This is a genomic window from Rhizobium sp. L43, assembly GCF_002531725.1.
In the GTDB taxonomy this organism is placed as follows: Bacteria; Pseudomonadota; Alphaproteobacteria; order Rhizobiales; family Rhizobiaceae; genus Rhizobium.
This window is the reverse complement of record NZ_NWSQ01000019.1, coordinates 14878-29875: the sequence shown is the minus strand read 5'-3', so window position 1 is coordinate 29875 and position 14998 is coordinate 14878. Positions and strand designations below refer to the sequence as shown.

13 protein-coding genes are annotated in these 14998 nt (G+C 57.6%); 4 read left to right on the top strand and 9 right to left on the bottom strand.

The annotated features are described in order from the left end of the window. Positions 1-464: 464 nt before the first annotated feature. Positions 465-1175: an Ig-like domain-containing protein gene (locus CO667_RS23570; RefSeq protein ID WP_097620721.1), complete on the top strand. Its 711-nt coding sequence runs from the start codon at positions 465-467 to the stop codon at positions 1173-1175. A gap of 208 nt (positions 1176-1383) precedes the next feature. On the opposite strand, the gene CO667_RS23565 is transcribed toward CO667_RS23570, so the two are convergent. The 5 genes from CO667_RS23565 to CO667_RS23545 form a co-directional block, all read right to left on the bottom strand. After that, positions 1384-2091, bottom strand: coding sequence for a hypothetical protein (locus CO667_RS23565; RefSeq protein ID WP_097620720.1), 708 nt, complete (start codon positions 2089-2091; stop codon positions 1384-1386). Beyond that, positions 2091-4367 carry a polysaccharide biosynthesis tyrosine autokinase gene (locus CO667_RS23560; RefSeq protein ID WP_097620719.1) on the bottom strand — a complete coding sequence of 759 codons (2277 nt, stop codon included), beginning with the start codon at positions 4365-4367 and terminating at the stop codon, positions 2091-2093. Before CO667_RS23560 ends, CO667_RS23565 begins: the two co-directional genes overlap by 1 nt. 51 nt (positions 4368-4418) lie before the next feature. After that, a complete protein-coding gene (locus tag CO667_RS23555; RefSeq protein ID WP_179874210.1) occupies positions 4419-5066 on the bottom strand; it encodes a sugar transporter in 648 nt (215 codons plus the stop codon). A gap of 81 nt (positions 5067-5147) precedes the next feature. Beyond that, entirely contained in the window at positions 5148-6359 is a 1212-nt protein-coding gene (locus tag CO667_RS23550; RefSeq protein ID WP_097620718.1) for a polysaccharide biosynthesis/export family protein, read from the bottom strand. 288 nt (positions 6360-6647) lie between these two features. Beyond that, entirely contained in the window at positions 6648-8072 is a 1425-nt protein-coding gene (locus tag CO667_RS23545; RefSeq protein WP_097620717.1) for an O-antigen ligase family protein, read from the bottom strand. Positions 8073-8381: 309 nt separating this feature from the next. Here CO667_RS23545 and CO667_RS23540 point away from each other — a divergent pair, with 309 nt between their 5' ends. Together CO667_RS23540 and CO667_RS23535 are read left to right on the top strand one after the other, a co-directional pair. After that, positions 8382-8981: a transglutaminase-like cysteine peptidase gene (locus CO667_RS23540; protein WP_097620716.1), complete on the top strand. Its 600-nt coding sequence runs from the start codon at positions 8382-8384 to the stop codon at positions 8979-8981. Between the two features lie 266 nt (positions 8982-9247). Further along, entirely contained in the window at positions 9248-10576 is a 1329-nt protein-coding gene (locus CO667_RS23535; RefSeq protein ID WP_097620715.1) for a UDP-glucose/GDP-mannose dehydrogenase family protein, read from the top strand. Between the two features lie 106 nt (positions 10577-10682). Here CO667_RS23535 and CO667_RS23530 read toward each other — a convergent pair whose 3' ends face one another. Beyond that, a complete protein-coding gene (locus CO667_RS23530; protein WP_097620714.1) occupies positions 10683-11477 on the bottom strand; it encodes a metallophosphoesterase in 795 nt (264 codons plus the stop codon). A 649-nt stretch (positions 11478-12126) separates the two neighbouring features. On the opposite strand from CO667_RS23530, the gene CO667_RS23520 reads away from it, so the two are divergent. Further along, complete coding sequence (locus CO667_RS23520; RefSeq protein ID WP_097620712.1) at positions 12127-12378, top strand: KTSC domain-containing protein; 252 nt, start codon at positions 12127-12129, stop codon at positions 12376-12378. Between the two features lie 102 nt (positions 12379-12480). Here CO667_RS23520 and CO667_RS23515 read toward each other — a convergent pair whose 3' ends face one another. From CO667_RS23515 to ung, 3 genes are all read right to left on the bottom strand, one after another. Beyond that, positions 12481-13086 carry an alpha/beta hydrolase gene (locus CO667_RS23515; RefSeq protein ID WP_097620711.1) on the bottom strand — a complete coding sequence of 202 codons (606 nt, stop codon included), beginning with the start codon at positions 13084-13086 and terminating at the stop codon, positions 12481-12483. Between the two features lie 11 nt (positions 13087-13097). After that, complete coding sequence (locus tag CO667_RS23510) at positions 13098-14030, bottom strand: VOC family protein (RefSeq protein WP_097620710.1); 933 nt, start codon at positions 14028-14030, stop codon at positions 13098-13100. 135 nt (positions 14031-14165) lie between these two features. Continuing rightward, positions 14166-14867, bottom strand: coding sequence for a uracil-DNA glycosylase (gene ung, locus CO667_RS23505; protein ID WP_097620709.1), 702 nt, complete (start codon positions 14865-14867; stop codon positions 14166-14168). Between the last annotated feature and the right edge of the window lie 131 nt (positions 14868-14998).

The window sequence follows — 14998 nt, the reverse complement described above, 5'->3', positions numbered from 1 at the left end:
CTGTCAGAATGGAGTTTCTACCGATACCTGAACTCCCTCGATAAAGGGATATGACGAGGAAGTGACAGCACCAAACAAGAGGCACAGCGCAGTGACAATAATGTTACAAACAACGAAAAACTTAAGATCAAACAATAGCTCAATCTGATTAGCCGAAATATGACATTCCGATGAAGAAGCGTCTCGTATTCCGATAGGTTGCTCGCCAATAAAGATTCTTACAGTCGAAAGAAATATGGCAGAAAGATTCTTATCCTATGTTCTCACTTATTATTAACGCAATATTTCTTAGGCCTTTCATTATCTTATGCACATTTAACGTGTGTCATTATTGGAAATTGCGCCCGGAAATGCTCACATTCCGTTAATTATGTTCTTGACTCTCCGCATTGGGAAATCCTTAATCGGGCCGCTCGCCAAAGGTCAGGGACGGCCGGCGAAGAATAATTCAAGGAGAGAAATCAATGGCAATTCATGCAACCGATGATACTGCAACATTTCTGGAAACCGACGTTATCTCGGGAAATCTGCTTTCTAACGATTCATCCGACAACGGCCACCTGTTCCTGCGTGCCTTCGATCAGCAGAGCGTTGGCGCCAAGCAAGGCAACAGCCAAGTCACCGAAATCCAGGGCGACTACGGCACCTTCTTCGTCAAGCCGGACGGCAGCTACACCTATGTTCTGAGCGACGCTGCCAAGATCGGCTTCACCAATGGCGAGTTGCTTCAGGAGAAAGTCTCCTACAAGATCTCCGACGGTAGCGGTCATACCGACGTCGGCCTGTTCACTCTGAATATTCAGGGCGTAACCCAGGTCAAGCCGGTCGCTGTCGACGACCACTACAGCTTCACCGAAGGCAACCCCATCAGCGGCAATGCTCTGGATAACGACATTCCCGGCGACAATGGTCATCTCTTCCTCCGTCAGTTCGGCACCACGAACGTAAACGGCAATCCGAGCGCAACGACTGACGTCGCCGGCACCTATGGCACCTTCCATGTCAAGTCGGACGGCTCGTTCACCTATGATCTGGCAGCAGATATCGCCCCGGGCGATCACGTCACGGAAACCATCCAGTACTACAAGATTTCGGACGGCCAAGGTCACACGGATGTCGGCGTTCTGACGCTCAATATCACAGGCACGGATTTTGACTCCAGCCCGAGCGTCTGATCATCAATAGTCAACAAAAGCGACGCCCGCCACCTCAAGCAGCGGGCGTTGCTCTTTATTAAGGGTGCCCCTCCAGCGAAGGCGGGCTGCCGCTATCAATGACTTCCGGGAACTTTACGGCGGTCACCTCGGAGTCTCAAAGAAATTTCCAAGAGTGCGTGGTGAAAGCCCGCTTGACCTTCTGAACGGCCTTGAAACGCTGCAGGCGCTATCCCCTGCTGCAACGTTGTCGAAACCGTGCTGTCGCACCGTCTCCGACGCTCGCCCAGGTTCGATCAAAGATTGGACGAAGTTGCGGGCTGATTTCTTTTATCGTGGCATTGACCCTGCAACGATCACCGAGTTTCAGCATGGTCGTAAGATCGCTATCGAGCGGGCGCTTGGCCGCGGCAAGCGTTGCATCGGTGAAATCGTTCCAGAAATAAAACCGCGTCAGAACCATCGCTTCGTCGTGAGGCGAGAGCACAACCGAACGCTTCATCATTCCCGCAATCGCGACCGGCTCTTCGGCAATTGTCGACTGCACCGCCGCAAGACGAAGCCAAAAATTGCTGTTCGTCGGCATGCACGACAGTGCATACCGCAAATATTGACGCGCACCCGACGCCGCAGTCGCCCAGGCGTTGTAATCGACATTGACGTTCTGCCGATCCAGTTGGGTCAATACGAGGGTCACGCCAGCCGCCACAATGTCGGATCGGCAATAATGCCCGTCAACGACCTCGACACTGCGCGAAGCGTATTTCGCCACGACGTCATCGGCAACGGTGCCGCCACGCTCGAGCCTTTCGGCGACGATCGAGATGCTGGCCGTTCTGATCGACGCGTACAGCTCTCGACCGGCCAGCACCGCAAAGACGACGGTGACGACAACAAAAGCGATCCTGGTGCCCGAAACGAACCGACTGCCGAGCATCAGCTTTCAGTATAGTATCGCGAATATCGCTTATAATAATACTCGCTCGAGCCGAATGTCCGGTAGAGTTTCATCTGCGACGGATCGACCTTGGTCAAGACAGCACCGACGCATTTTGCATAGAGTTCCGGCTCCGACAGCAGGGTCGACTGCACGACCTTACGCGATGTCTTTCCCCACTCGATAACGAAAACCACCGCATCGAGCTTCGAATTGATAGCGCGCGCATCGACAACCGGCGCCAGGGGCGGCAGGTCCACGATAATATAATCGAAGCTTTGACGCGCCGTTTCCAGAAGCTGATCCATGCCGCGTGACGCCAGCAGTTCCGACGAATGCGGAACGCGATACCGCGCCACCGTCGGCAGGAATGCGAGCTTTGTTTTGGGATCGAGAAGGATCAGATCCTTGAGCGGACGGCCGTCGACGATCGCCTCGAGCAAGCCCGCTTCGGCATGGCGGCCGATCGCCCGGGTGGCACCGGGATTGCGCATGTCGCCATCGATAAGCAGGCAGCGTGCACCCTGCATTGCCAGAAGCTTGGCAAAATTGATGGATGTCGTCGACTTGCCCTCGCCAGGCAGGCTCGATACGACGCCGATAACCTTGCAGCGCTGATCGGCCGCACTGATGTCGATGGCGATTTTCGCGCTTCGAAGCGTCTCGGCAAATGCCGAGAGCGGATGCTCCTCGACATAGGTCGTCGTCTTCCCGCCCCTGGCGATGCTTCGTGGATTGCTTGGATCAACGAGCGTTGGATCCTCGACGTTATTTTCAATCAGCGGCATGACGCCGAGAGACTCGACATCGAGCACCTCCCGAACATCGTCGCCGGTGCGGAAGAACCGATCCCGGAATTCGCGGAAAGCCCCTATGCCGCTGCCGACTGCGCATCCGAGGAACATCGCAAAAGCAACGACCAGGGCCCTCTTCGGAGCACTCGGTTTCGTGGGGGTCTCCGCGCTCGTGATGATACGTGCGGCAGTGATGGGAAAGCTCTGCTGCTGAATGGCTTCCTGGTAGCGCGTCAGGAAGCTCTGATAGAGATTCTTGTAGGTATCGCGCGTGCGCTCAAGCTCACGAAGCTGCACCTGCGTTTCGCCAGCGCTGGCGGCAACGCCCGTCGCCTGCGTGACGCTGTCGCGCAAGGAATTTTCCCGCGATTTTGCCACCTGCAGCTCGCTTTGGTAGCTCTCGGCAATGCGGTTCAACTCATCGAACATGAGTCTCTTATATTCTTCCATTTCCGCACGAAGCCGAACCGCCTGGACGTGATCGGGGCCGAGCCGCGCCTCGATCTCGGTCTCGAGCTTGGAAGCCTCCAGATATTTCTTGCGCAGATCGTTGGAAATGGAGCTGTCGAGCACATCCGTGACGATCGCATCGGTCTGCTTGGCGTCGATGATCGACTTGACGCGGGCATATTTCGCCTCGGCCTTCGCCGTCTCGGCCTGTGCGTTGATCAACTGGGTGTTTATCTCGGACAGCTGCTGCTCGCTCAGCAGCGTCCCGGAGCCGGCCTCGACGAGCCCATGCTCGCTGCGGAATTTCTGAACCGCAAGGTCGGTGTCCAGTGCCTGCTGCCGCAGTTCCTCGATACGCTCCTGCAGCCATTCACCAGCCCGGCGCGTCGCCTCGTATTTCGAATTGAGCTTGTCGACCATATAGACGTCGGCGATCGCGGCCGCGATCTGGCGCGCCATGTCGGGCGACTGCGAGGTATAACTGACGTCGAGAACATAGGATTTGCCGACGCGCTCGACATCGATATTGCCCGCAACCGTTTCGGCGGCGTTTCGCCGTTTCATTTCCGGATCCGGTGCGACGGCCGCGTCATCGGCAAACCATGATTTGAAATTCACCAGAGATTTCAGCGTCGCAATTGAAAACAGCGAATTCTGATTTGCATTAAACACCGGATCATCGACGAGTTTCAGCTTGTCGACGACAGCATAGGCGATCGTGTCGGACTTCAACAGTTCGACTTGGCTGAGGACCGTACCTTCGTCATCGTCCAACTGGCCGAAAGCCGCCAGCTGGTTGATCACCTGATTGTCGCTGCGGTCGATCAGCACGCTGGTGTCGGCAGTGTAGACCGGCACGGATGTCAGGACATACACAATACCGAGAATGGCGAAGGCGAAAGCGCACGCCGCGACCATCCGCCACTGTCGGCGGGCAATCGCGATGAGCTTGTCGAAATCGATGAAGTCAGCTTCGTTTCCGGTATCGCGGGAGGGGTCGATACGCGGCGTAAGTTTATCTGGCGATAGCAATTTCGATCTCCAACAAAGGCGTCAAGCGCTAAGATCTAAGGGCAATTCCAGCTATTGTATGACCGGCGAGCTCGGACTCGTCGACTCCGTCGTATCGGAAGACGACTGGGCCCTCGAAACCTTGAGCGTTCCAGCAGTGGTCGCGGCGCCCTCATACGGCGTGCCGTCATCGGAGCCGGGACCTGTCTGCCCAACTGACCCATCGTTGCCGATACCGGCTGCAGCAGCCGCAGAGCTTGCGCCCGGGCCGAGCGCCGCAGTTCCGCCTTCGGCAAGCACCTTCGCAAAGGCGGCAAGCAGCGGCGCCAGATTGGGGTCGGCGCTGGCCGCTTCGGCGACAGCCTTTTCGATCGCCAGCTTGAACTGCGGGTCCGTCACCTGGCAGCTGTTTGCCGCCCGCCCGAGACCGGCGCCGATCGCCGCCATCTGTGTGGCATTGGCTTTCTTGGCCTGCTCGATCACCGGCGATAGCGTGTCGTTGCTGCTGCCGACCAGCGCGCGAACGCGCGATGACAGAACCAATGGATCGGACATGTCGAGGAGAGCGGCGGGATTGGCCGTAAATCCACTCACATCGACGGTCGTCAGGCTTGCCGGACCCAAGCAAGCTGCCGCAAAGGCACTGGAATTCATGCCCGCAAACATCGCAACGACAATTCCGCTATATGCAAGCTTACGATAAACAGCTGACCTTGCCATCACCACAGTTTCCTTCATCAAATCCACTATATAGGCCGTCGGCATTGATCTTCGCGATCGATGCCGACTCGCCTATTTCAATCAATTTCCGAGATCCTGTATCGCGTTGCGCGTATCGTTCGCGTCATCCGTTACACCGGAAACAGTGGACGATACCGAGTTGACGATGTCAAGGAACTTGACCAGTTCGACAGAGTCCGAATTGGAAATATAGATAATATCCTTGTCTTCCATCTTGAATTGCTGGGCGGCAAACAAGGTTGCGGGATCACGCAGGTTGGCACGCACGATCACCGGAACCGCATCCCCTGCAAATCTCGTCGTGTCCACGTGCATCGCTTGAAGCGTTTTCTTGGGGACCTGGCGATAGAGCAGAACCTGAGCCGGATCGGCGCGGTCGTCGCGCAGGCCGCCTGCCTTTGCAATTGCCTCGCCAAGGGTCAAGTCAGACTCTTCGAAATCGAAGCGACCGCTGACGCCCGCCGCGCCGAGCGCGAGATAGGTGCGGCGTTCGTGATCGATCGAGATCGTATCATCCGGCGCAACATAGATATTTTCCGCCGGGTTTTTCAGGAGCGTGTTGTAGGCGACGGTTGCCGTCTTGCCGCGGCGCTGCAGCGTCACATTCGTTTCGATATTGTTGGTCGTCAAACCGCCCGCGGCGGAAATGACATCGAGAACACGTTCACCCGCCGGGCTGATCTCAATGCGCTGGGGATTGTTGACATCCCCGAGCACAGCCACCTGACTGGAGCGGCTTGTCGTTGTCGTGATGACCACCTGCGGTTCGATCGCGCGGCTCGCCAGGCGATCCTCGACGTCCTGCTCCACGGTCTCCTTGAGGCGACCGGCTGCCGGAACGCGACCCGCATAGGGAATTGTGATCGTCCCGTTTCTATCGATTGTCTGGCTCGGCAGAGAGATGTAATTGCCGGGTCGGCTGCCAGCGTCGGAGGGAATGAAGAGACCGCCGGACTGAGCTTCGAAGATGGCGACCTCAACGACGTCACCGTAGCCAAGCGGAATTTCGGGCGCCCCGCCTCGACCGCCGCCAAAGCCCTTGAAGGAGGTTGGCTGAGGAGACGTAAAATACGGGAGAACATTCTTGCTGAGATCAACCAGGGCGTAGTCGATGCCGACGCGACGCTCCTTCGTTGTCACTTTCACCGCCGCATCTCGATCAACATCTTTGTGATCGGGGCCGGATCTTGGCAATGACGTGCAGCTTGCCAATATAGTGGTTAGCGCTACAACAATGGCGACGCGTGTACTAACGATACGAGAACAACCCATAGAATAACCTGTGTTGACGCCCCTGAAGCTACTGCCCCGCAATCTGACAAAATACAAGACAATCCCCGATCAATAACACTGAATGCCGATTAACATTCCCCTAACTGTGGCAGGCTGGCAACGCCAAGCCCTTTAGGAAGCGAAAAACGACCCAGCTCGACTTTTCTGGCGCCGCAACAATCCGAAGACTGTACCCGCTATAAAATTTCTTAGGTTTCAGAGTCAACAGCTCGCACCTGCACAATCACTATTTTCTAAAAATCTTCATAAAAACCATCTATTTAAATTTTAATTGGTTAGCGGCCGCTCATATGCCATGTCCGCCTGTCCGTTGCTGCGCCCGAGACTGATCGTGACAATGGCACTGAGGAAGGCTGAATAAAACACGGCGAAACCCGGTATCTGCAGCGAGAAATCCACCGCCGCATGAAGGGCGACCAAAACCGTCGCGGCCATGCCAAGAAGAACATAATGCCTCAGGCGCCGTCTTTGCGCGAGCCCGCGCCGGAACACGCTGGCAAGCACCGAGAAGACAAGGACCGCGGCAATCGGGAACACTATTCCGAGGCCCAAGAATCCTTCGAGATAAAAATTATGCGCCCGGTCGAAGATCCCGAAAATTCCGCAGGCCGGATCGCGGTAGGCGGAAAATACGGTCCGGAAGGTTCCAAGGCCGGTCCCGGTCAACCAATGATCCGAAATGGCACGCCAGATGCCCGGCAGAATGCAGAACCGATCATCATCCTCGAGCCGCCGCTCTTGCGCGCGCAAAATCGCCTGGCCGGCAAACATCGTCAGCAGCACGACGACGAAAACAATCGCCGAAAGCAGCTTAAGCATCGAACGCCATCTTGGCGCCGGTTTCAGATGACGCCTCGAGCCGTTCCAATGCATGACAAGCCACGGAAAATAGATGAGAGCGGCAACAAAGGTCGCAAATATCCCGGCGCGCGAGCGGCTCAGCATCAGCGCGGTGAAGCATGCGCATAGGAGCAGGATGTAGATCCACGATTTCAAGAGAAGCGTGTTTCGGCCCGGCTCGCCGGGCGGATGGTTTGAATAGGAACGGGCAATGTCTCTGACCAGCGTCAGCATCAGCAGCGTTCCAAGCCCGAGGAAGGTCGCGGCGGTATTGCGGTTGACGAAGACTGCGGTCAGGCTGTCGAGGTAGGCGCGTTTCTCGACGACGATCAGGATGGTGGGAAACAGCGAAAACTGCAGCAGGCCGAAAACAGCGATGATGCCCGCAGCAAGCCCGAGACCGGAGAGCACCGTCCTTGCGCGCTGATCGGTATCGCATAAGAGAAGCCCGGTCAGGAACGTGACGAAGGGCAGCGCCACCCAGAGGATCGAGGCGAGCGTGTCGGCCGGCGCGACCGAGATCGCCGCGTAATCGACGCCCGCCAGGTCACGCGCGGCATCCCAAGCGGGATTTGCCAGCCACCGCGCAGGCAGTTCGATCGTCTGAATGAACGTCCATCCTGTGAGAACGATCAACAGAAACAGAGCGATGCCGAACACCCGTCTGCTCTGTCTCGGCTCTCCGAACAGCAGTCCCGAAACAATGGCGAGAGCAAACATTCCGATCGCCGCGAAGGCGAAGGCCAAGGGTGTAACACTCCCGAACGGTATCAGCGTCAATATAACGACGCCGATGAAGGCGAAAAGCAAAACCTCTCGCAAGACCCGCTTATTGATGAGGTGGGAGAACATTTGAATTCGTTTACCAGAGTGAGCGGCGACCAAAGCCATTGCAACCAAAGAGATTAATTTACTCGTACTAACATAAGTTGAACTTCAAGCACTTGCGTGCTAAAGTGTAACAGAATTCCACATCGTTTAAAATTGTCGCGAAAGGTTTAAGCCAATCGAGACAAGGCCCGGCTATGCTCCTTCTAAGCAGCAGAAACGGGACAGATATTCTGCGCCCAATACTTGGCAGATCATCAGATCGCCATGCCATTGACCGAGAAAAAAGGCAAGCCTGATCTCAATCGGTTGCCCTGAACAGGGATTTAACAGATGAAGAAAACGTTCGTTACACTTCTGGCGCTGGCCTTTACAGCAGGTAATGCGTGCTCGGCATTTGCCGCCGGTCCCGCAGGTTTCGCCCGCGGCCTGAACGGTAGTTCGGCGGTCAGCTATATCTCCGAAAAAGGCAAGATCATCCCGCCCTTCGCCCAGGTATTGTTCTGCGCCCAGAACCCGGCCGAATGCCGTGACAACAATGGTCTCTCGGTCGTTGCGCTCACCGACGAGCAGATGCTGCAGCTGAAAAACGTGAACAGCACCGTCAATCGGACCATGATCGGCCGCAACGACTCCAGTAGCGAACTGAACGGCGATGTCTGGAAGGTGAATGTTCGCAGCGGCGACTGCGAAGATTTCGCCTTGACCAAGCGCAGCCGGCTGATCGCGATGGGCTGGTCATCGCGCGCTTTGCGAATCGCAACGGCATATACACCCTCCGGTGAAGGACATGCGGTTCTCGTGGTCAGAACCGACAAGGGTGACCTCGTGCTCGACAACAGGAAAAGCAGCATCAAGAACTGGCGGGATACCGATCTGCGCTGGGACAAGATTCAATCGGGGACAGACCCCTATGTCTGGTACCGGCTGTAGACGCTTGGGCTACGGGAACACCGAACTCGGTCTCCGGAATTGACGTCGAGCCGGCTCTGACGAACGGCTCGACTTGTCACATTGCCCACACAAACCTATGTTTCTGCTGTCGAGGGGGTAGCCGGCAACGCGTTGTCGTGCCCCCAGTTCGATGTTCGATGTGGGTATCAAGCGATCTTCGATATTGTCTTTTCACCCAGATTCAGTATGACCAACGTCATGCTGCGACGCAGCATGACGTTCTACTCCAATGATTTGAGGGAAATATGCGCATCACGATGATTGGATCAGGCTATGTCGGCCTCGTTTCAGGCGTTTGCTTCGCGGATTTCGGCCACGACGTCATCTGCGTCGACAAGGATCTGAGTAAGATCGAAGCCCTTCGCGAAGGCCGCATTCCGATCTACGAGCCGGGTCTGGAGCAATTGGTCGCCGAAAATACCAGCACTGGCCGGCTATCGTTTTCGACGGATGTCGGCGAAAGCGTCCGCAGCGCCGACGTCGTGTTCATCGCAGTCGGCACGCCATCCCGGCGCGGCGACGGCCACGCAGACCTCTCCTATGTCTATGCGGCTGCACGCGAGATTGCCACCTATGTGGAAGGCTTCACCGTGATCGTCACCAAGTCGACGGTGCCGGTCGGCACCGGCGACGAAGTCGAGCGCATCATGCGCGAAACCAATCCTGCGGCGGACGTCGCCGTCGTTTCCAACCCGGAGTTCCTGCGCGAAGGCGCGGCGATCGAAGATTTCAAGCGTCCCGACCGTATCGTCGTCGGCCTGAATGACGACCGGGCGCGCGAAACCATGACCGAGGTCTATCGTCCGCTTTACCTCAACCAGGCCCCTCTGGTCTTCACCACCCGCCGCACCTCGGAACTGATCAAATATGCGGCCAATGCATTCCTTGCGATGAAGATCACCTTCATCAACGAGATCGCCGATCTCTGCGAGCGGGTCGACGCAAACGTCCAGGATGTTTCACGCGGCATCGGTCTCGATGGCCGTATCGGCGCCAAGTTCCTGCATGCCGGGCCGGGTTACGGCGGCTCGTGCTTCCCCAAGGATACGCTTGCCCTTGCCAAGACGGCGCAGGATTACGACGCGCCGGTCCGTCTGATCGAGACGACGATCTCGATCAACGACAACCGCAAGCGGGCGATGGGACGGAAAGTGATCGCAGCCGTCGGCGGAGACATTCGCGGTAAGAAGATCGCGATTCTCGGCCTGACCTTCAAGCCGAACACCGACGACATGCGCGACAGCCCGGCGATTGCCGTCATCCAGACCCTGCAGGACGCCGGCGCCCAGGTGGTCGGCTACGATCCCGAAGGCATGGACAACGCCCGCAAGGTGATCGAGAACATCGAATATGCGAGCGGGCCCTATGAAGCAGCCGCCGGTGCGGATGCGCTTGTCATCGTCACCGAATGGAACCAGTTCCGCGCGCTCGATTTCAATCGCCTGAAGCAGGCGATGCACGCCCCGGTCCTGGTCGACCTGCGCAATATCTACCGCAGCGACGAGGTCCGCAAACACGGTTTTAACTACACCGGCATCGGCACCAATCTCTATCAGGAATCGACAAACACCTGACAGGTCCTGGTAAATCGGTAATCATCCTGACGCCGCGGAGCATAAGCCCGCGGCGTCTGCTTTGGAGCATGGCGCCGAAAAGCGTAAACCGTTCCGGGCGGTATGCCTAATTGAGGATCCCGACCCGCGTTCCCTTGATCGTCAGCACAGTTAACCGGCCCGTCGCCGAAACCGCGGTGTCGATACCGATGCGTTGCGGGCCGAATGTCGGGATTCGCCCCGGCGTATGTCCATGGATCACGAGGACGGGAAGCTGCGGCCCCTCATCCAGGAAGGGTTGGCGGATCCACATCAGGTCGCTGTCCCTCTGCCTCTTGAGGTCTATGCCCGGTTTGATGCCGGCATGGACAAAGACCACCCTTCCCATCCGCAGCATGATCGGCAGCGATTCCAGGAACTGGATATGCCGCTCGGGGATCATGTTGCGAATGACGCGGGCAATCATTTCGCTTCCCGCCACCGACTGCAGCAGATGCTCGATATCGATACCGTATGAGTGCAGCGTCTCCGTCCCGGCAAAGCCGAGCCATTCAAGAATGTGCGCCGGTTTGCGATAGAGCTTCACCAGCTCCGCGTCGTGATTGCCGCACAGAGCGAAACGCTGAAATCCCGGCGGCGGGGCCTTGCTCAGGAACTCCAGCACAGCGCTCGAATCAGGCCCGCGGTCGACATAGTCGCCGAGCATGACGATAAGTTTCGGCCCCGGAATGCGCGCGGCATCCTCCTCGATGCGGCGATGTGCCTCGATGAGTTCGTTATAACATCCGTGAACATCGCTCATCGCGTAGACCGCAGCGAATTCGCCTTCGGCAAACGTCAGCCGAGCGCGTCCTTTGCGGCTGCCGGCCAATATCGATATCTGTTGTCGCCACGGCCCGAGATAGTTAAACATATAATCCATTTATGAGATCCGACAGCACATGAGGTTGTCGGAGAAGCTCCATTTTCTACCCATCCCGCACGGGCATGAGGCTCAGTGTTCAAAAAGAAGTTGGCCTGATCACGGCCTCATCGAAATTGTAACCGCAACCGGTTGCCATATTCGCAACGATATAATCCTTCGCTATCTGCTGCACCGACTGTGAACGACTGCCAGAACGGTCTCTCCCACCGGACACGGCACCGTCGCGTCGAATCACCCGATTCTCACATCGTCATCTTCGGGCAATCTTGGCACGCAGATCGGCTTTCGGGGGGCACCTCGGCTCGCGCTCACGCGACGCGCCCGCGACAGCGAATTTACTATTGCGAGAAACGGCAATTTGTATTCGGTCATTTTCGAAGGGTATCACGGGTTAATATTGCGCTGTATTTTGGTTTATGACGGTTAATTCGGCGTTAAACCATAATGTTCGCGCCATCAGCGGCTGTATCAGTCACCAGTTCTCTGAGCTGAAGAATTTCCGGCAATCTGATTTCCACAGACAGCGCCGCCGAAAAAGCTGCATAAATCAACTATAACGAGAGCTTGTAGAAAAAAATGAACGTTTAAGCTTATCATGCTTGACGCTACTGCGGCGGCGCATGATGATGGCGTATTGCGAGCGTGAATAACATTCTTCACCAGAAATCTCAGATCCCAAACTGCGGGGTGCAAAGTGGAAACTGCGGTTGATTCGAAACTTATCGAGGCGATCACCTACGACGAAGACAGCCGGCATCTACGGGTCTACCTGACAAACGGTCAGAGGCGAGAATATGAAGGCGTTCCCAAAGGAGTGGTCGTCGGTTTGACGATGGCCGAATCCCCGGGGAATTTTTACATGAAGGCCATCAGGGGCAAATATCCTCCTCGCCCCTGATCTCTTGTCCATCAACGACGACAGGACCATCGGTTCAAAAAGATGCGGGACCGGCACATGCCGGTCCCGCCAACCTGTCACAAACCGACTGGTGGCACGCCGTCAATCACTGCTGAAGAAATCGCGGACCGCATTGATCTCGAGCGGGGCAATCTCATGGCCACCGGGATGCCAGACCACCCGCACCTCCGCCCCGCGGTTCTTCAGGTGCGCCGATAGCGCCTCGGTCATGGGGACGGGAGCGATCGGATCTCGTTGGCCGGCAGTCACCAGCACCTTTCTCCCCGCAAGCGTTGCCTGGGCTTCGGGCTGAAACGGAATGAGCGGGTGCATCAAAACTGCGGCATCGAAGATACCCTTCTCGATCAGCACATTGGCAAGAATGTTTGCGCCGTTCGAAAAACCCAGGCCGAAAATCTCGGAAGCCTGGTGCTCGTCAGCCAATGCCTTGACATAGGCGGCCATCTTCTCCGTCGCCCGGGAAAGGTCGGCCATGTCGTAAACCCCCTCTCCGGTGCGCCGGAAGAACCGCGCCGCGCCATATTCCGAAACGTCGCCGCGCGGCGAGAGAACCGTTGCTTCGGGCAGCAGGCGCCGGCCCAAATCGAAGAACTGGTTCTCGTCGCCACCGGTGCCGTGCAGCACCAGCAAGATCGGTTTATCAGGCGCACCGGCATGCAGCCGGTGCACATATCCAGTTTCGGTCATATCGCCTCTCCTTACGCTTCGAGCGGCTGCAGGTGCTGTTCGAGCAGCGCGCGAAGATGGGCGTGCTGCTGCGGCAGCTTCAGGGCTTCGCCGAGATGGGCGGTATCCTCGTCGCGGTTAAAGCCTGGCTCATTGGTCGCGACCTCGAACAACACGCCACCCGGCGTGCGGAAATAGATCGCCCAGAAATAATCGCGGTCGATCACCGGCGTGACCTGATAGCCGGTGTCCATCAACGCCTTGCGCACTTCGAGCTGCTTCTCGCGGTTCTCGACGGCGAAGGCGACGTGGTGGACGGAGCCGGCACCGGGAAGCGCACGGGCAATGTTCGGCATGGTCTCGAGATCGATGAGATGCGCGCCGTTGCCGTCCGGCTTGATAAGCCGCTTGACGCCGTCTCTTTCCTCTCCGACCTCATAGCCCATGAACTTCAGGAGTTCGGCGGTGGCGCCCTCGTCCCGCAGCCGCATGGCGACGGAGTGGAAACCGCGAATGGCGTGGTCTTCGCTGATGCCGCCATGCGTCCACGGCTGGCGGGCGTCGTCCTTGACCTCGACCAGCGCGAAGCCGTCGCCATCGGGACCGGAGAAGTTCAGCCGCTTTTCGCCGAAGCTTTCCTCGGCCTTCAGGCCGCCGATCTTGAGCGCAGCAAAGCGATCGCTCCAGAAGCCGAGCGAGCCTTGCGGAACGGAAAACACCGTCGTGCCGACCTCGCCGGTGCCTGGACGGCCCTGCGCCATCTTCGGGAACGGGAAATAGGTCATTACAGTGCCGGGCGCACCGGTCTCGTCGCCATAATAGAGGTGATAGACATCGGGCGCGTCGAAATTCACCGTTTTCTTGACGCGGCGCAGGCCGAGCGCATGGGTGAAGAACTGGTTGTTGGTGCGGGCGTCCTCCGCCATCGACGTGACGTGGTGCAAACCCCTGATCTGATCGAGCATGTAAGCCCCCTTTCTTGCCCGCCGTTGCGGGCTTTCGATGAGGCTAAGATGCGCGCTAGAGCGCCCCGGGAACAGACCCTTGGAGCAAAACGCATTGTCTTCTTTTAGTGAACGAACCCTCGCCTGTGTTCACGCTCAGCTGCCATGCGGATCGGCCGGCAATTGCCAGTCGATCGGCGCGCGTCCGCGTGACCGCAGGAAGGCATTCGCCTTCGAAAAATGCGCGCAGCCGAAAAACCCGTTATGGGCCGAAAGCGGCGAGGGGTGCGGCGCCTTCAGCACCAGATGCCGCGTCGTATCGACGAAGGCGGCCTTGCGCTGGGCGTAGGAGCCCCAGAGCATGAAGACGACGGATTCGCACTCATCGTTGACCTTACGGATGACAGCGTCGGTGAATTTCTCCCACCCTTTGCCCTGGTGGGCCGCCGCCTGCCCTTCTTCGACGGTCAGCACGCTGTTCAGCAGCAGCACGCCCTGCCTTGCCCAATGTTCGAGAAAGCCGTGGCGCGCCGGCGCGATGCCGAGATCCGTCTCCATCTCCTTATAGATATTGACAAGGGAGGGCGGTATGCGCACGCCCGGCCGCACACTGAAGCACAGCCCGTGGGCTTGCCCCAGCCCGTGATAGGGGTCCTGGCCGAGAATGACGACCTTGACGCTGGAGATCGGGGTCAGGTCGAGGGCGCGGAAATATTCACTGCCCCGGGGGAAAATCCGCTTGCCGACCTGCTTCTGCGCGACAAGAAAGGATTTGAGTTGCTGCATATAGGGGCTCGAGAACTCCCCCGCCAAGGCGGCCTTCCAGCTCTCTTCGAGACTGACTGATGTATCGCTCATCCAGCAAACCCTTCGCATATGACGAAACAACGGACACACGGTTCTAACAAAATCGATCTACGCTGCAATGCCTGTCGGCGATGGGTCTACGCCTTTAGAATCGGCGAAAGAAGACTACGAGAGGCTGTCCG